The organism is Planktothrix pseudagardhii (assembly GCF_904830925.1).
GTDB classification, from domain to species: Bacteria; Cyanobacteriota; Cyanobacteriia; order Cyanobacteriales; family Microcoleaceae; genus Planktothrix; species Planktothrix tepida.
Window position 1 is genome coordinate 4,734,531 of the sequence record NZ_LR882967.1, and the last position, 18,163, is coordinate 4,752,693.

Genomic DNA, 18,163 nt, shown 5'->3' on the forward strand with positions numbered 1-18,163 from the left:
AAAGAAGCTAATAAAAGCTGATTTTTCGAGGTCGTTTGTGTTAGTGTCGCAATTCCTAATACTGATAAGGAGAGACTGGCGGTAAAACTTGCCGTTGCTGAAAAGCACATAAAAATATTAGACTCCTAAGTTCTTAAAACCGTAGATTTTTTGAATACATCGTTAACAAGTCTGTTGATTTCTTTGCTTTTCCTGATACATTAGAGCAACAGGGCAAGTTACTATACAGCATTAAGAGGATATTGTATTCGTGGTAGCCGTGAATCAACCGATTACAGTCAATGATCAAAATCTAATTGAAAAAGCACTTTTGCTCAAAGTGAAACGACTGACTTCTGCACGAGGACAACTGGTGCTTCCTTGTGCCCCTGCTTTGCTCGATGAATATATGAGTCAGTTTAACGCTTTGTTAATCGCATTGGGGCAGAACTTTACCCCGGATGAATTGAATGGGTTACGTCAGCTTGTAGAACGAAAACTCAATGAAGGATATCAAGCTTCACCCCATGCTCGTTTAGTGTTTAAATATGAACCCCCTGACCCCACCCAAGGATTAACCAGTGGATTAAAAATCACGGTGACAACGGAAGTAGCCTCTTTAGAAAATAAATATCAACGCTGGTTAACCACCCGTGAAGGGCCGTTGTTTGGGTCACATCCCGATGCCAAATTAATGGCGGTAGCGTCCGATTTATCTGACCCAGCCCGCAGTCCCATTTTAGATATTGGGGCGGGTGTCGGTCGCAATACCCTGCCTTTAGCGCGAAAAGGACATCCGGTAGATGCTGTCGAACTGACCCCAGACTTTGCTCAAATTATTGCTAAGGAAGCCAAAGAAAACAACTTACCTATTCGGGTGATTCAAAGCAATATTCTCAACCCGGCTTTAGTTTTACCCGCTAATTATTATCGATTAGCTTTAATTGCGGAAGTGATTTCCCATTTTCGCAACTTAGAAGATGTGCAAACTCTATTAACAAAAGTTTGTGATGCGGTTGTTCCTGGGGGGTTAATTTTATTCAATACGTTTATCACCCATGACAACTATGAACCCAATAATAAAGTGCGGGAAATGGGGCAAATTCAATGGTCATACTTGATTACCCGTCCTGAAATTAATCTGCTTTTAAAAAGTTTACCTCTAGAACTGATATCCGATGAGTCAGTTTATGAATATGAACGTGCTCACCTTCCCCCGGAAGCTTGGCCGCCTACCAATTGGTTTGAACATTGGTCACAGGGTCGAGATATTATTCCCATCCAAAACCCGCCCATCTCTCTGCGTTGGCTACTATGTCGGGTTAAAAAATAATTCGGGATTTCTGATAATTCAGCCGTTTCCGATTGTCGATTCCCCCGTTGGTTACAATAGGGGGGATTGTTAAATCAACTTGACACCGTAGGATAGAAGATATTAGCACTCATTGGTCAGGAGTCAAACAGCCCATGTCGGAAGAGTTAACCCCCTCCCTGTTTCCTGTGGACTCTCCTCCACCCACTCAACCCGCCTCTAAATTAGGATTTTTAGGCGTTTTTAAAGCATGGCCTGAATATAATAAAGGCAATCGATTTTATAAATTAGGACGCTATGAATTTGCCTTTGAACGATATGATCAAGCGGTAAATTATAAACCCGATTGGTATTCTGCCTGGTTAAGACGGGGAAATAGTTTGCGGAAATTAAAACGTTATAAAGATGCCTTAGCATCTTATGATCGGGCGATTAAAATTAAACCAGAAGATTATTGGGCGTGGACGTTTCGGGGTATTGCTTTAGCTAAATTAGAACGATGTGAAGAAGCGGTGGCTTCCTTTGATAAAGCGATTACTATTGAACCGGAAAATTTTGAAGCTTGGTATGAACGGGGTTTAGCGTTAGAAGCATTATTACAATATAAAGCAGCGGCAGCTTCTTATAAACGAGCTATTGAAATTAAACCGAATGTTTCTTCGATTTGGTATCATCAAGCCAATGCTTTAATGAATGAAGAACGTTATAGTGATGCGGTGGCTTCTTATGATCGGGCAATTCAATTACAGCCTGCTAATTATGAAGCTTGGTTTAATCGGGGTGAAATGTTATTAAGTCAACAGAAATATGCCGATGCGATCGCGTCTTATGAACAAGCGATTCAATTGCAACCCAAGAGTTATCAAGCCTGGTTTAATCGAGGAATTGCTTTACAAAAATTACGGCGATATGCAGAAGCGATTACGTCCTATGATACGGTAATTCAACTGCAACCCCAGGATTATGAAGTTTGGTTTTATAAAGGCATGGCGTTACTGCATCATCAACAACATCAAGCCGCCTTAACTTGTTTAAATCAAGCCTTACAAATTAATCCTGATTCGGCTGCAATTTGGATTAGTCGCGCTCAAGCCTTATTAGACTTAAAACAATATCAAGCCGCGATCGCATCCTTTGATAAAGCCACCCAATTAAACTCTAATTTTCCTGAAGCTTGGTTAGGTCGAGGCAAAACCCTGTGTGAACTCAAACAATATCAAGAAGCGATTATTGCCTATGATAATGCCTTGCAAATTCAACCGGATTTTCTGGATGCTTGGAATTGTCGAGGAGAAGCTTTAGAACAATTAGATCGGTTTGAAGAAGCGTTAATTGCCTATGATAAAGTGGTACAAATGACCACAGAAGATACCGCCTTAGCAACAAAAGCAGGCTTACAACGGGGGGAAGCATTAGAAAAATTAGAACGCTATGATGAGGCGATTATTGCTTATAAAAAAGTGATTCGGGTACAACCGGATAATTTTGATGTCTGGGTACATTTAGGGAAAACTTTAGAAAAGGTTGAAAAGTATTCAGAAGCCGCAGAAGCCTTTCAGCAAGCGGTAAAAATTTGGCCGGAATCCTATTCTACTTGGTTAAAATGGGGATTAGCCTTAGAATCAGCCCAACGCTATCAAGATGCGTTAAATGTTTATGACAAAATTATTCAACAGAAACCCGACTATTATCAAGCTTGGATTCGTCGAGGAATGACCTTTGAACAAATGAATTGTTATCAGGATGCGAATCGTTCCTATGGTGTCGCCTTAGAAATGCAACCCAATTCTGCTGAAGCGGTCATTCATCGAAATCGCGTGAATTTGAAGTTAAAAAATAATCAGAATAAAGAGTGATAGGAGGGGATTATCGGTTCTGCATTAAAACTCTATATCCTAGCTACTGAGAACACTTTTATGATCAGGGTTCTAGCCTTTTCCTATCTCGTATTTAAAAATTAATAATGAGCAAAATATCCCGCCCAAAATATCCCTATCATGTTCCGATTTATTCAACAGTAGATGCTGCCCGATATCTTAATATACCAGTATCGACTCTTAGAACTTGGATAAAAGGACGCTCTTACCCAACAAAAACAGGACACAAAGACTTTAGACCCCTGATCCAACGTCCAGATCCCGACTATTCTCAACTCTCTTTTACTAACCTAATAGAAGCCCATGTGTTGAGAGTTATTCGTACCGTTCATAATATTCCCCTTGATAAAGTCAGACTTGCTCTTGACTATATCAGTGAACAATTTAAAACCGAACATCCCTTAGTTCTCAAAAAATTTAGTAGCGATGGCGTTGACCTTTTTATCGAACAAGTCGAACATTTAATTAATGCGTCTCGTTCTGGACAATTAGCCATGAAACAAGTCTTAAACCATCTTCTTAACCGTATAGAATGGGATGAGGAAAACATTGCTGCTAGACTCTTCCCTTTTATTGAAGCTTATGGGGAAGACTCCCCCGAAAAAATAATAACGATTGATCCTAATATCTCCTTTGGAAAACCTACAATTTCTAAAACAGGAGTTCCTACAAAAATTGTAACTGAACTTTACGATGCAGGGGACTCCCTAGAAGAAATTGCCTCAGACTATAACTGTACTATTTTACAGATAAAAACAGCAATTTTATTCGAGTCCAAATTACGGGTAGCATGACCTATAGCGCTACGCGCAAGGGAACAGGGAACAGGGAACAGAGAACAGGGAACAGTAAGAATTGAAAGGGTTTCAGGGTTTAAAAATGTCCTAACCGTAATGCGTAGCACTATATCATTACACCTATTTTATAGATCGTGCGTTAGGAAAATCTCTGGGTGATGCCTTACAATCATTAGGGGTTAAAATTGAATTTCATCATAACCATTTTCCTCCTGATTCTCCTGATACAGAATGGCTACCTATTGTTAGTCAACGGGGATGGGTGGTACTAACGAAAGATGACAACATTAGTAGAAATATTTTAGAAGTTGAACAAATTGCCCAGTCTCAGGCACGAGTTTTTATTCTGGTATCAGGTAATCTTTCTCGTCAAGATGTAATTACTATTTTTGTTAATGCAATTGATAAAATAGAGAAAATAACTCAAGGAAATCAAGCTCCTTTTATTGCTAAAATTTATCGACCTGCTAAAGTTATTATCTGGCTAAATCGAGCAAAACTAGGCAGATACATCTAAACAGTGAGTCATTGGGTATATCTTTTAACCGATATTCCAATTTTAAAGCAGTACAATCTTTTGAAAAGATATTGATCAATTGTTTCTTGCTTGGTAGAGACGCTGTGTACAACGTCCCTACAATCACCTCACCCACCTTGCTCATAATCTTAATTCATCACGGATACGGGAAAAGAAATTCCTAACCGTTGAATAAAGCGATCCAGATGAAAATGTTCTTTCATCAGTTGATTCACTGATTCTACTTTAATCGGTTCATGGAGGCGAACATGACCAAACGCGCGATCAATAATTTCTACCGTTGCTAATGTATCGAGATCAACCGATAAAACCGGAACTTCTAAATCTTCAGCCCGACTTAATACCATCGGTGCGGGGGGAAGTTGACCCGTGAGGATTAAACAATGGGTAGATTTTTCTAAAGCCGCCAATTGAATATCGGTGCGATCGCCTCCGGTGACAACAGCCATATTGCTAGATTTATCAAAATATTTCATGGCGGAACTCACATTCATCGCCCCGACACTGAGACTTTCGACCATCAAGTCTAAGCGTTCCTTACAGCAAAGTACCTGCGCCTTCAACTGGTTGACTAATTCTTTAACCGTTACACTGCGTAAAATTGGATTTCTCGGTATAACCCCAAAGACAGGAATTCCCTGCACTTCCAAAAACGGTTGCATTTGAGTGGTTGTAATTTCTAGTTCTTCCGGGGGAACATCATTAATAACAATACCTAATAAGCGATCGCCTAAACGTTGTTGAGCTAAGAGCAAATCATCCACAGCCAGATGAGAATGTAAACGAGCGACCAACAGAACGCAAGCATCCAATTGCTCGGCCATTTGAGGTACAGATAAATTAAATAACAGTCCCTCTTGCAAGGTTCGTGGCCCTTCAAGAAAAATTAAATCCGCCGAGGATTTTTGCCGATAGGACATGAGGGCTTGACTATAGTTAGCCCGATCTTCACCCAGCAAACGCCGATGAATGGTTGTTTCATCCAAAGTCAAAATAGGGAATCGAAGTTGTCCCTCAGACAATTTTAACGTTTGAGCAACGAACTGAAGGTCAGCATCGTTCTTTTCATCTCCATCACTCCAATCGGTGGCTAAAGGCTTACCGTAAGCAATGTCTAAGCCTTTACCCTGAAACAGATGAGCCATACCCAAGGCAATTGTCGATTTCCCGGTATAAGGCTCTGTTGACCCGATTAATAAATACTTGACGGATTCAGCCACGCAATTTACTCCTCAATTTAATCTCATTAAATTCAACAAATGATGACATTTTCCTTTGGCGGTCTAAACTCTTCAAATACTAGAGCAAGGAGCCTTTGTAAAGGAAATTGAGATAGTTGAACAATAGCTTTTCTATTGTAGGGTGAATCCTTAACCCCATTCCTTAAACTTTGGGGTTTTCTTGATTTTTTAATTTTTTAATGGCGAGGAGGGGTTTTAATTGGTCAACAGATTAACATTGATGAATAGAACAACGGGGGTGGGTCTGTTTTAGGGAGGAAACTCACCTGCTGATTGAACTGATCACGACTTAGTGAACGCAACCCCAACAACAGAGGTTTCCACGCCTAACAGATAACAACAACCAATATTAATGATCCAAATGCAAGAGCCGTTTGTAAAACTCCTGAGAAAAATCAATCGTCCGAGTCCGGCTAAAATTTTGCAAAACTTCAATTAAATATTTAATAAACTCATGGTTGCACAGGATCACCTCATAACTGAGATCGGCATTGCCATCAAACTGAACCCGACAACGGGTTAAATCCGCAGGTAAAGAAGAGACGTTCCAAGTTGCTACAAAAGGAATGCCATCTCCGCCATCAATATTGCGAGCACCTTCTAAACTTTTTTCTTTATAAAGGCTAATCGAATAAGGTAAATATTTACGTTTCTTTTCATCATAGTAGGGAATATAAACTACATATTCCCGTTTCTCGGCGACTTTGAGTTGAGTTAAAGCCACTGTGGGATCAGTCATAGCGTTTCTACCTTCGGTGCAAAATGCTGGTCAACTAAGTTGGAGAGTCACTTCTGCGACTCCTCTGGAAAACCGTGCTTGAAAGTTTCCCCTCACACGGCTCCTTAATTTTAGCTCTGTTGTCACCCTCTGAACTATTACAATCTCAAAAGTATTTTCCCAAAACTCAGAAGATGATTAGGCATTGGTTGGATGAGATTATATTGCAGATTTTGATCACAGAACAAGCAGTGGGGTAGTGGAAGGCATTAATAATAAGGTAAAATTGATTAAATGTTCAGCTTATGGGTTTAGAAATTTTAAAAATTTTCAACGTCGATATTGACTCAATTGGCATTTCAACTAACACTTTAGCATAGTTTTTGCTAAATAACCATAATTATTAACTATTACAATCTAAATTTATGAAATATTTACAACAATCAAGTGTACTTCAAAAAAAGTTCTCGGAGCAAGTTAATGAAAAAAATTCTGCGAATCGAGATGAATTTAAACAATCTATAAAAAGCAATTTCAATAATAATTTTATAGGTGAATTTGCCGGATTTTTCTTTGATATAAAGCAGTTTAAAAATCAATTTAAAGGAAAATTAGGGGAAACAATCATTTCATTCCTATTAAAATCTTTACCAGATAGCTGGGTTATGTTTAGCAATGCGATAATTCCTGCATCTTCTGGGAGGTTCACAGAAATTGATCACTTAATTATCGGTACTCAAGGTGTTTTTTTAATCGAGGTTAAAGCTTGGAAAGGATCATATAGTGCTTACAAAGATCAATGGAAAATGCGAGATGGGAAACACTGGGTTCCTCTATCTAAAAGTCCTAGTGAACAAAGTCGATATCATCAGCAGGTTTTTACTGAATGGATTCACAAACAAGTTGCTGATTTACCATCAGATTTCATAACAGCACCTGTTGTATTTACCTTAACCAAATGGATAGGGACTAATCAATGTTCTGTTCCTGTAGTACAAGGAAGTATAGCATTAATGCAGCTAATACAAGATACACCTGTGCGTCTTAATCTTCAACAAGTACAAGCAATATCAGATGCAGTACAATATTATCTACCCAGCGATAATGCTGTAGAAGAAAAAGTTTCAAACTTAGAAACAATCAAGAAGCCTAAAATCGAAATAGTCAAGAAGTCTAAAATAGAACCTAAAATCGAAAGAGTAGAAAGTCAGGAATCGGCTATTTTTAAACAAGCAATTGATGACGTGCTGAATTGGTTAAAAAATTTACCTCAAACGTCAGATTTACAAATTGTTGAAACACAACCTGAATATCAAGCACAAAAAATCGATTTATTATTGACCACGAATAAAGGAACTTTTAAAATCAAGATCACACCTGATTCATGCAATACAACAGAAAATTTCTTCTTTGAAACCAATCCTTCAGGAGCTTTTATGAGTTCTCAAGCTGATTGGCTATTTTATTATTTTGTTAATTCTCGTTTGCTTTATCTCTTACCTCTACCAGAAACGCGAAATTGGCTGAAAGACAATCTTAATCAATTCTCATCAAAAGTTATAGACAATGAAAACAAGAAAATTATCGGTAAATTAGTATCAATTAATGATTTAATAGAAAATATTAATGAAGCTAGGGTAATTCGGCTTTAATCAAATAAAATTGATGGCTTACGCTTATCCTACAAATGCAGAGGATCAATATCAATGGTAATATAAACAGAACTGGAATTAAACTCAGAGAATTTAGGTAAAATAATAGAAGATTCTTGAGAAGTTTTAATTAAAATTTGCCAGCGATAACGATTTGCAACTCGAAGAATAGGAGCAGGAGCAGGGCCTAATAATTCAAAATCAGAATTAAGATTATTTTCTAATAAAAATTCTGCTAATTTTTGAGCAGTTTCTTCAACATCTTGCTGATTAAAACTACTTAACCGTAATAGAATTAAACGACCATAAGGCGGATAATTTAATTCCTGTCGCTGTTGTAATTCGGTGGCGACAAAGGATTTATAATCATGACGTTGTACCGCTTGAATCACCGGATGTTCGGGGGTGTAGGTTTGTAAAATCACTCGCCCTGGATCATTTCCTCTTCCTGCTCGTCCTGCGACTTGGACTAAGGTTTGAAAGGCGCGTTCACTAGCGCGATAATCTGATAAATGTAATAACCCATCGGCGGATACAATTCCGACTAAACTAACGGAGGCTAAATCTAACCCTTTGGTTAACATTTGGGTTCCCACTAATAGATCGGCTTCTCCATTTGCAAATTGAGTTAATAGAGTGCGGTGAGCATTTTTTCGAGAGGTGGTATCACTATCAAATCGAATACATTTTAACTCAGGGAATAAGCGGTTTAATTCTTCTGTTACCCGTTGAGTTCCACTGCCAAAATGTTTAAAATAGGGAGAGTCACAATCAGGACAACGTTGGGGATACAATTGACTATAATTACAATAATGACATCTTAACAGTTGGGCTGCATCGGGATGTTCATGATGATACGCTAATGACACATCACAATGGGGACATTCCATCACATAACCACAACTGCGACAGGAAACAAAGGTACTGTGTCCCCGACGATGGATAAATAAGATTCCTTGTTGGCGAGTTTTTTTGAGTTGGTGTAAGGCGGTTTGTAAATCATAACTAAAAATAGATCGATTTCCTTGACGCAATTCTTGACGCATATCAACGATTTTGATGGGGGGAAGGGGTCGGGCTTGAATGCGTTCAGGAAGGGATAAATAAAACCGATTTTGTTGGGTTTTGTGTTTAATTTCTAACCAGCTTTCTAAGGATGGAGTTGCTGATCCTAATATTAAAGGACAATTTTCTAATTCCGCCCGCCATTGCGCTACTTTTCGAGCATGGTAACAGGGAGAAGGTTGATCTTGTTTGAAACTGCTATCATGTTCTTCGTCTAAAATAATTAATCCTAATTTCGGTAAGGGGGCGAATATTGCTGAACGAGTTCCGATAATAATTTGAGGTAAACCCAAGGTCATATTGCGCCAGGTATCATAACGTTCTCCATCGGAAAGAGCACTATGATAGACGAAAACTTGATCGCAAAAACGAGCGCGAAATCGGTCGGTTAATTGGGGGGTTAAGCCAATTTCAGGAACTAAGACTAATGCAGATTTCCCTTGAGTTAGAATAGGTGCGATCGCTTGTAAATAAACTTCGGTTTTTCCTGACCCTGTAACCCCGTGTAATAAAACTTGAGCATAACCGGATAAAGAGTTAATGGTTTGTAAAGATTCCGTTTGATATTGATTTAAAACTTTAGGCTGATCGGAAGTTTGAAAAATTCCTTGATTTTGTCTTAAAATTTCTCTTTCAGTGATAACAATACAGCCTTTTTCTGCTAAATTTTTTAATAAGCTAGAACTGGTACTACAAATTTTAATTAAGTCATTGAACCAAAGTTCTCCTCCCTGTTGTTTGAGAACTTTAATCACAACCGTTAAAACTTCCTGTTGGCGGGGAGTTAAATCTAAGGGGATAATATCATCAACTAATGTAACCGCTTGTTTTAATTTTGGACGAGGGGGACTAGGAGGTTCTAAATAACTTTCCACCCAGTTTCGTTGTAATAAATCTTTTAATCCTCGTTGAGGATTAATCACATTTTGTTTTAAATATTTCCAAGTAAAATCTCCGGTTTCTGAAGATTTTAAAAGATTTAAAATAGAAGCAGCAGGCGGATTTAAAAATAATTGAGCATCCTTGGGGATAGGTTCAGAGGTTAAACGAATGCGACGTTGACTTCTTCCTAATAACCCAGGGGGTAAAGCCGTCCGAATCACTGAAATTAAAGGGGTTTGATAATAATTAGAAACCTGTTGTAAGAGTTGCCAATAGGTTGAAGGGAAGAAACCGTTACAAATAATATCTTCAACTGCTTTGACTCGATGTTCGGGTAAATCAGGAGACAGTTGTTCAAGCAACTGAATTGCAATTCCTCCTAATTGTTGAGTTCCAAAGGGAACACTAACGATATCTCCAGGCTTTACCCTTAAATCTGAAGGAACTCGATAAATAAATAACTTTTGTTCCTCTTGATCTTCTGAGTTAAAACTATAAGGAACATCAACTAATACTTCAACAAATCGTTCTGAACCCCAAACAGAATCACGGGAATTATCTTGAGAGTAAGATGCACCCGGTTCAGCAACAATAAACTTAGATTGATCACAAATCAAAGAAGACATCAGCAGTTTTTGTTGAGTATTAATAAGGAGAAAGGCGACGGGTGACGGATACCGAATACCGGACACCGACACCGCTTAGATTAAGAATTACCCAATAAATCGACGATGGCTTGTCGTTCAGAAGAATCTGAATTAAACACTTGACGAGTATCTGTAATTAACCAATCAAGGGCCGCTGCTTGGACATCAATGGAAGCACCGAGTTTATCTACACAATAGCGCCCAAATACCAATTTATCGACTAAACGCACTCCTGGGCCTAAACGAGAATATTCAAAAATCACGCTATTGTCTACATAAGCATCGTTGCAAATCCAGCAGTTAGGGCCAATCATCGTCGGGCCAATAATCGTTGCTCCATCTTCAATACGAGTCATCCCTCCAATATAAACCGGGCCTTGGATATTGACTTGATCCCAGTTGACAGCCACATTTAACCCCGTATAGATCCCTGGATACACCTGATGACCGGGAATCGAAACGTTTTTAATATATCCTAATAACACACTGCGAATCGCTTGCCAATAGTCGGGCACTTTGCCAATATCCACCCATTCAAAATCCATAGAAATGCCATAAAAAGGTGCACCAATATCGACTAAATGGGGAAATAATTGGCTACCAATATCATACTCACACCCGGATGGAATATATTTAAAAATCTCTGGTTCAAAAATATAAATCCCCGTATTAATATCTGTGCTGAGAGCTTCTTCTACGGAAGGTTTTTCTTGAAAAGCTTTAACACGACCCGTTTTGTCCGTAACAACAACCCCATAACTAGAAACTTGATCTTGAGGAACAGATTTCATAACAATGGTGGCAATAGAACCTTTTTCTCGATGCCACCTCACCGCTTCTGCTAAGTCTAAATCAATTAACGCATCCCCACACAAAACCACAAAGGTATCATCAAAAAAGGGATTAAAATCTTGAATTCGTTTCATCCCTCCGGCTGAACCCAAGGCTTGTCCGATTAAATTTCCCTCCTCAATTCTTCCTTCAAAGGAATAAGAAATTTGAACCCCAAACCGTTGACCATCTCGAAAATAGTTTTCAATTTCATCTGCTAAGTGGCTAACATTGACCATAATTTGGTCAAACCCGTGCATTCGCAGTAATTCCACCAAAAATTCCATTACTGGTTTTTGCAGAATAGGAATTAAAGGTTTCGGGATCGTATAAGTAATGGGACGGATACGAGTTCCTTTTCCAGCGGCCAAAATCATGGCTTTCATGTTCACTTCCTCAACCCTAAGCTATGTTTAAAGTTATCAAATGAGATACAACTCATGGATCAAAATCAGTTGGCTTTTTGTTTATGCAACACTGTCCTAGAAGCATGACTTCATATTACAATCTGATCTAGGAAATCCTGATCAATTAATAGCCTATCAAGGTTTATTAGGATTGATCCGTGAGATTCCTGAAAAGTTGTCGTTAAAAGGATTTAAGAGTTTGGTGATAGCTCAGTCAGAGAGCGAATTTTAAGGTCTTGATAAAATTCCTCTTGGACTAGCTCGACTTTAGATTGAGCCGATAATAATAATAAGGCCCAAAACACCCCCACCCGATCATGATTTGGACTTAAGTGAACCGGGTTTTCTTCCGAAACGGGGGGGGGTTGCGGTGGCTTCGTCTGTAACCACAGGGCTAATAGCTGGTCAAGCTCAAACCATTCCTGACTCTGTTGTGCTCCTTCGAGATTCAAAAGTCGTTCAACTTGCGCCGCCATTTCCACTAAGTTTTCCTGGTGGGCCAACTCAGCGATCGCCCGTGCGGTTGTTGATCTGGTTTTGGCGGTACTGGGACGGGGGCGGGGGCGAGCTTTTTGGGCTGCAATGGTAGCAGCCATCAGTTGCAACTGTTCAATCAGTTCTGACAACGTGACTCGCCGTTTTTGGGGAATTTTAGCAACGGCCCGTCGTTTCAGTTGTCGTTCCAGTTGTTGGGGCCGTTGAATGCCATTGCCTTCCTCTTCTGGTTCGAGGAACTCTTCTGCTTCGGGTAAGGTCGCATTCGGGTCTATTTCCGTTGCCATCAAACTATCTGCCTTGAGCAAGACGAGCATAGAGGCATACAAAAAGGCTTGGCCGGACTGGGACAACTCGGTAAAATTATTGCTAGAGGTTGATTCCTCTGGGGGTGTCAGTTTACTGAGATAACGATCAATGACATCAATCACCTGAACATCCCAAGGATCAATTTCTCCCCTCTGCGCCAAGTCAATTAGGAGTGCAATTCCCTCGGATAGAGCCGTTAAGGCATCTTGAGGGGTGGCAACGGCCAAGGGAAAGTTAGAGAGCGGATCAGGACTCGAAAGAATAGAATCGCCTGAAATCACTGAAGGTACAAAACTCAGTAGTTCACTTAATGCCTACCTATTGTAAACCAAAACTTTCGTTTCTTACCCGACAACACCGTCGGCGGGTTGTTCCTTTGAAAGGACTTCAGGAGTATGGGTTAAAACTTCAACGGTGGGAATCAATGTTTTTTGTTGAGTTTCTAAGGAGTTTTGATAATCATTGAGTTGTTTTTGCAGATTCGTTTCTAACTCTTGAATTCGTTTTTCTTGTTGTCGCAGTTGACGGGATGCTTCCCGGTTAGCAAGGGTGCGTTGCAATCTTGACCATAAACTAAAAATCCAAGCTAAAAATGCACCAAATCCGGTAGCAATTATTAATTCAATCGCAATGGGGGCTTGTACTTCTACTCCTTCGATGAGTTGAACGGTGGCCAGATTAGTGTTTTGTAAACTAAACAAAACTAATCCTAAACAGATAATAAAAATAAACAAAAAATTCAGCGCGCGCATGAGTATTTTCTCCGTTCAGGGGAATGTTGAGTTTGTACCGATGCCCCGTCAAGACAAGCTAAGGGCGGAGTGATGCCATGAGAATATTGGCAGTCTTGAAAGGGGGATATATCAGTCGTAAAAACCTGTTTTAATTTTAAGGGTTTTTGGGACTTTTGAATCGGGTTAAACCTTCGTCGGAATCAAAGGTTTCTCTGTTTTAATCTTGGGGTAGGTACTCGATTTCAGGTAAATTCCTAAAGCCGTTACGAGAATAATTAAAACGCTTCCAATTCCAATCGGACTCGGAACCCAGAACATGGCTTCGAGGTGATTAATTTCTCCGGGTTTGAGTGTCCAGATAACCTGTTTTCCATTAGACTCAACATTGACTAACAACGGTTCACCCGATGGGTCAGAAAGACTGACTGGATTAATCACCGTTGCACCCCAAGGCGTTGTTAATACAAATTGCAGTTCTAATAAGTTGCCTGAACTGATTAATACGTTATCTGAGGTGGAGAGTAGAGAAAGCGATCGCAAATCTAATTCTAAGCTGAGATGATTGCGTAAGGCAAAAATAAAATTATTTTGTTTAACGTTAAAATCTGAAGAAAATTGAGGAAGTTCGATATGAGATTGTTTCTTAGATTTTTTAGATTTAAATTCGGCAGGATTAAAGAATTGATTAAATTTTTTCTCTAAATCCTGACCATTATAGAAAGGAATTGTCACTAAAATTTCTTGTTTAGAGAGTCGTTTGGTTTTCCCTTTTAACTGTTTAACTCGTTGTTCCATCGTAGATATCCATTCATCTACGACGTCATGGCTAAAGCTGGTCAATTGTTCTCCTAATTGAATCTTTTGAACAATTTGACCGTGGGTTTGATCCTGAAATTCTACTCCTACATCATATCGAACACAGCCACTTAACAGAAAAATAGCGCAAAAAACAAGTGTTAATTGTTTAATAATTTTGATCATAATTTTATCTCCAGTTATTGTTAAATCCTATTATATAGCGAGTCTTGATCAATTGCGCCAGTGCTAATCCTCTGGTTTGTTAGGGTTGTAGGGGAAATTTGAGCAGGAGTTTTTCGGGCGATCGCATTCACTTAAAGATTCTTAATAATGTTGATTTTTTGATAATCCTGTACTATAGAGGTATAGACTCAATTAAGGCTAAAGGCCCTGAATTATTTTTAAATTTCTTCCAGACTATTCAGGAGTTGATTTTATGGGGATTACACTCGCGCAATGGCTACCCGAATATGAAACAGGGGATGACCTTGTTGATGAACAACATCAAAGTCTATTTAGTATCATCAATTCCCTGAATAATGCCATGTTAGAGGGACAGGGTGAAGCGTTACTACAAAAAACCCTGGAGAGTTTAAAAGACTACACGACTGTTCATTTTGATACTGAAGAAGAATTCATGCTTCGTCACAACTATCCGGGTTATGAACAACATCGGATTAAGCATGAAGCTCTCAAAACTCAAGTTTTGAAATTTGAACAGAAAAATCACAATAACCTATCTCAGTTAACCATTGAAGTCTCCCATTTTTTAACAGATTGGTTAATTCATCACATCAAAGATGAAGATCGAAAAATGATTAGATTTTGCTGTCACGGCTGTTGGTTTAAGCCTCATTCAGATTCTACTCATTCCTCGGCTACACTTTCTTCCCAGTTTGAGATTGCTCGTTGGCATTCCAAATATGAAACGGGTTATACTTTGATTGATGATCAACATAAAAGCCTCTTCCATGCGATTAATGCACTTAATACTGCAATGCTGGCAGGACGAGCAGAAGAATTAATCCAACGAACCCTCAAGAGTTTAAGGAATTACACAACTATTCATTTTGAGACAGAAGAACAATTTATGCTCCACTATGGCTATCCGGGCTATTCGGAACATAAAGCTAAACATCAACGGCTGCGGGAACAAGTGGAACAGTTTAATCAACAGGAAAAAACAGAATCTAGTTCAGAACTTAGCATCAACGTCTCTCATTTTTTGACCCATTGGCTGATTGATCATATTAAAGATGAAGATCAAAAAATGATTATTTTCCTCAGCCAAAAACGACAAAAGGGACTTAAAAATTAAGGAATAGGTTGAATATCATCGAATGTTGTATCAGGATTACAATCTGTCATTCAAGATTTAACGAATTCACCCAGCAGACCCTGAAAATTGATCAAGGTGTTTGTATAAAATCATGCTACTATGGAAATAGTGTCAATTTGGGGCTGTGGCTCAGGTGGATAGAGCAAGCGCCTCCTGAACAATCGGGCACCATGTGGGGAAACCTCGTGAGTGAATGTGGTCAAATTCAAGGAAGCCTAAGTCTGGGAACAGATAAGGTAATCTTGAGCCAAGCTTTACCTCTTATGGAGGAAAGAAGGTGCAGAGACTGGTTCTACAGAATAATTGATTTTATTCTTTAGACATAACGGCCACCACCTACAGGCAGCGTCAGCCTAGGGTGAAGGGATAGTCCAGAGAGTGGGGAAACTCACACAAATCTGAAGCGCTAGGTCGGCGGTTCAAGTCCGCCCAGTCCCGTTTAATCCATTTCAGCCATTATCCTCCTCAACCGTCAGTCAGGAACACGGGTTGAGGTTTGTGTGTTGTATTCTAATACAAGAGCCGAGAGCAAGCTGAGACTACCCAATCAATCAGCGTGAACTACCTACACCGCCCTAATCGGGTCAGTCGTGGGGCACGAGTGTGGAAGAAGCTAAAAGTCGTAAGTAGAAATACTCGATACAGATTTTTTAAATAAAGCTGTAGCTTACGTTACAAAATTTTAAGATTTTGCAGCAATGTCATCCAAATTTTGCGAAAGGGGGGATATAATAGAGGAGTAAGCACAAAAGATTATTAAAAAAAGTCCATGTTGAACAAAAACTCACGCAGAAATTCAGTTAAACTCTCCGATGTCCACCGGGCTAACATCCAAAAAAGATTAGAACATCGCCTGGAAGTTGCTAGAACGAATGGAGATGAAAATCTGATCCGTCTTCTCGAAGCCGAAATGCGCCAAATTTAGGCTAAATTTAGAAAGATATTCTGTCAAATAATACCTGCATTCAGCTAGGCAGTGGTGAAACCCAGTCGTGTTAACCTTAGCCCTAGAAGAATATATGATTAAAAATTTCCCCAAAGCCTGGTTGAATCACATCACCAGGCTTTCTAGTTACTGTCTAATTAACGACCCCCGACCACTACATTTTTGATCCGAATATGAGGCCCCCCAACACTGACGGGTAAGGGCATTTGTCCCCCTTTCCCACAGCCACCATTGGTGTACAGTAAGTCATTTCCTATCCCTTCAATATCTTTGAGGGTTTGAAACACATTGCCACTGAGGGTAACATCACTCACGGGTTCAGCGATTTCACCGTTGCGGATCATATAGCCTTCGGCGGCGGCGAACGTAAACATTTCCCCGTTCGTTTGTCCTCCCAACATTCTAACGGCATAAACTCCCTCTTCAATATCCTTAATGACTTCTTCAAAGGTGTGATCGCCTGCTTCAATCGCCGTATTTGTCATTCGCACAATCGGGGGATAGGTTGCACTTAAAGCTCTAGCATTTCCTGTTGGCTTTTCTTTCATTTTTCCGGCTGTTTCCAAATTATGCAACCGTTGAGTTAGTATTCCATCTTTAATTAAATATTTGCGTTGAGCTTGAACCCCTTCATCATCATAACAAATTGAACCGGGAAGGTTGGGAATGGTGGCATCATCAACCACCGTTAATTGTTCAATTCCCATCGGTTTTCCCAATTCTAATAATTCCTGCATTCGGGGATTTTCATAGACAAAATCAGCTTCCGATAAATGACCAAAGGCTTCATGAATAAACACCCCAGCTAAATAGGGATCTAAAACAACAGTATATTGACCCCCTTTAACAGGTTTGGCTTCTAACTGCCGAATTGCTCGTTCTGCTGCACTTTGCACCCGATCTTCAATGCCCTGAAGCACGTTATAATCACACCGAGAAGCAACGGATTCAAATCCTTGACGAATAATATTTCCTTCTCCTCTCGCGATCGCCCCAAACCGACCATTAACATCTAACCGTTCTTGGATAATACAACTTCCTAGGGAATTGACAAAATAAGTCTGACTAAATTGATCGGTATAACTTACAGTGGTTGTTTGAATTCGAGGATCAAAATCTAACAGCAATTGGTTATAATTTTCAATCAGTTGACGTTTTTCTTGGAGCGAAATTCCCCTGGGATCACGTTTCAATTCCACATTAACTTGATCAATAATCCCTTCAACAAGGGCGAGTTGGGTGGTTTCTTCCCCGACTAAATGAGCTTGAGAAATTGCTTCCTCAACACGGTTATTTAACTCATCTAAACCATTAAAAGTCACAAAACTCCATCCTCCCTTCTGGCAAGCTCGAATTCCTCCAGCCAGGGAAAAATTTCGGTTTACCGCATCGAGTTGGGAACCTCGATAGGCAATAGCCGTTGATTCACTTTGTTGTAACCGAATTTCTAGGTAATCCACCTGATTTTGGTAGATTGCCATCGTTGTCAGTAGCCGATCTTGAATTAAATCCACAAGCCCAATCCCTTTTAACAGTTATGCCCCAATTAAAATCAGGGTGTCTTTATTTTAGTGTTTCTGAAATTTTAGGGATGGG

Annotated in this window: 15 protein-coding genes and 1 pseudogene; 8 read left to right on the plus strand and 8 right to left on the minus strand. The window is 39.5% G+C overall.

What is annotated here, in order from left to right; genetic code table 11:
• Positions 1 to 250: 250 nt before the first annotated feature.
• From NMK36_RS20400 to NMK36_RS20415, 4 genes are all read left to right on the plus strand, one after another.
• Positions 251 to 1,312, plus strand: a complete 1,062-nt coding sequence (locus NMK36_RS20400; RefSeq protein WP_139295084.1) for a class I SAM-dependent methyltransferase — start codon at positions 251 to 253, stop codon at positions 1,310 to 1,312.
• Between the two features lie 134 nt (positions 1,313 to 1,446).
• Positions 1,447 to 3,147 carry a tetratricopeptide repeat protein gene (locus tag NMK36_RS20405; RefSeq protein WP_254174507.1) on the plus strand — a complete coding sequence of 567 codons (1,701 nt, stop codon included), beginning with the start codon at positions 1,447 to 1,449 and terminating at the stop codon, positions 3,145 to 3,147.
• A 107-nt stretch (positions 3,148 to 3,254) separates the two neighbouring features.
• Positions 3,255 to 3,962 carry a DUF433 domain-containing protein gene (locus tag NMK36_RS20410; protein WP_072719981.1) on the plus strand — a complete coding sequence of 236 codons (708 nt, stop codon included), beginning with the start codon at positions 3,255 to 3,257 and terminating at the stop codon, positions 3,960 to 3,962.
• A gap of 130 nt (positions 3,963 to 4,092) precedes the next feature.
• Positions 4,093 to 4,482: a hypothetical protein gene (locus NMK36_RS20415; RefSeq protein ID WP_072719982.1), complete on the plus strand. Its 390-nt coding sequence runs from the start codon at positions 4,093 to 4,095 to the stop codon at positions 4,480 to 4,482.
• Between the two features lie 149 nt (positions 4,483 to 4,631).
• Here NMK36_RS20415 and NMK36_RS20420 read toward each other — a convergent pair whose 3' ends face one another.
• Together NMK36_RS20420 and ebsA are read right to left on the minus strand one after the other, a co-directional pair.
• Entirely contained in the window at positions 4,632 to 5,723 is a 1,092-nt protein-coding gene (locus NMK36_RS20420; RefSeq protein WP_072719983.1) for a phosphotransacetylase family protein, read from the minus strand.
• A gap of 370 nt (positions 5,724 to 6,093) precedes the next feature.
• Positions 6,094 to 6,483 carry a type IV pilus biogenesis protein EbsA gene (ebsA, locus tag NMK36_RS20425; RefSeq protein WP_186440382.1) on the minus strand — a complete coding sequence of 130 codons (390 nt, stop codon included), beginning with the start codon at positions 6,481 to 6,483 and terminating at the stop codon, positions 6,094 to 6,096.
• Positions 6,484 to 6,709: 226 nt separating this feature from the next.
• On the opposite strand from ebsA, the pseudogene NMK36_RS29155 reads away from it, so the two are divergent.
• Together NMK36_RS29155 and NMK36_RS20435 are read left to right on the plus strand one after the other, a co-directional pair.
• Positions 6,710 to 6,808, plus strand: a pseudogene (locus tag NMK36_RS29155) (transposase); the annotation flags it as partial.
• 79 nt (positions 6,809 to 6,887) lie between these two features.
• The gene (locus NMK36_RS20435) at positions 6,888 to 8,114 is read left to right on the plus strand and encodes a nuclease-related domain-containing protein (protein ID WP_254174508.1); all 1,227 of its coding nucleotides are present in this window, start codon (positions 6,888 to 6,890) and stop codon (positions 8,112 to 8,114) included.
• 29 nt (positions 8,115 to 8,143) lie between these two features.
• On the opposite strand, the gene priA is transcribed toward NMK36_RS20435, so the two are convergent.
• The 5 genes from priA to NMK36_RS20460 all read right to left on the minus strand — a co-directional run bounded on the left by priA (position 8,144) and on the right by NMK36_RS20460 (position 14,465).
• A complete protein-coding gene (gene priA / locus NMK36_RS20440) occupies positions 8,144 to 10,687 on the minus strand; it encodes a primosomal protein N' (protein WP_072720100.1) in 2,544 nt (847 codons plus the stop codon).
• Positions 10,688 to 10,767: 80 nt separating this feature from the next.
• Positions 10,768 to 11,925, minus strand: a complete 1,158-nt coding sequence (locus tag NMK36_RS20445) for a sugar phosphate nucleotidyltransferase (RefSeq protein ID WP_072719986.1) — start codon at positions 11,923 to 11,925, stop codon at positions 10,768 to 10,770.
• Between the two features lie 212 nt (positions 11,926 to 12,137).
• Positions 12,138 to 12,977, minus strand: coding sequence for a segregation/condensation protein A (locus tag NMK36_RS20450; protein WP_072720101.1), 840 nt, complete (start codon positions 12,975 to 12,977; stop codon positions 12,138 to 12,140).
• 117 nt (positions 12,978 to 13,094) lie between these two features.
• Positions 13,095 to 13,502 (minus strand): LapA family protein, encoded by a 408-nt coding sequence (locus NMK36_RS20455; protein WP_072719987.1) that lies wholly within the window; start codon positions 13,500 to 13,502, stop codon positions 13,095 to 13,097.
• A gap of 165 nt (positions 13,503 to 13,667) precedes the next feature.
• Entirely contained in the window at positions 13,668 to 14,465 is a 798-nt protein-coding gene (locus NMK36_RS20460; RefSeq protein WP_072719988.1) for a DUF3153 domain-containing protein, read from the minus strand.
• Positions 14,466 to 14,718: 253 nt separating this feature from the next.
• Between NMK36_RS20460 and NMK36_RS20465 the strand changes: the two genes are divergently transcribed.
• Both NMK36_RS20465 and pirA read left to right on the plus strand, forming a co-directional pair.
• A complete protein-coding gene (locus NMK36_RS20465) occupies positions 14,719 to 15,600 on the plus strand; it encodes a bacteriohemerythrin (RefSeq protein ID WP_186440383.1) in 882 nt (293 codons plus the stop codon).
• 793 nt (positions 15,601 to 16,393) lie between these two features.
• Positions 16,394 to 16,546 carry an arginine synthesis PII-interacting regulator PirA gene (gene pirA / locus NMK36_RS20470; protein WP_437126747.1) on the plus strand — a complete coding sequence of 51 codons (153 nt, stop codon included), beginning with the start codon at positions 16,394 to 16,396 and terminating at the stop codon, positions 16,544 to 16,546.
• Between the two features lie 158 nt (positions 16,547 to 16,704).
• Here pirA and NMK36_RS20475 read toward each other — a convergent pair whose 3' ends face one another.
• Positions 16,705 to 18,048 (minus strand): TldD/PmbA family protein, encoded by a 1,344-nt coding sequence (locus NMK36_RS20475; protein ID WP_438822843.1) that lies wholly within the window; start codon positions 18,046 to 18,048, stop codon positions 16,705 to 16,707.
• Positions 18,049 to 18,163 lie beyond the last annotated feature (115 nt).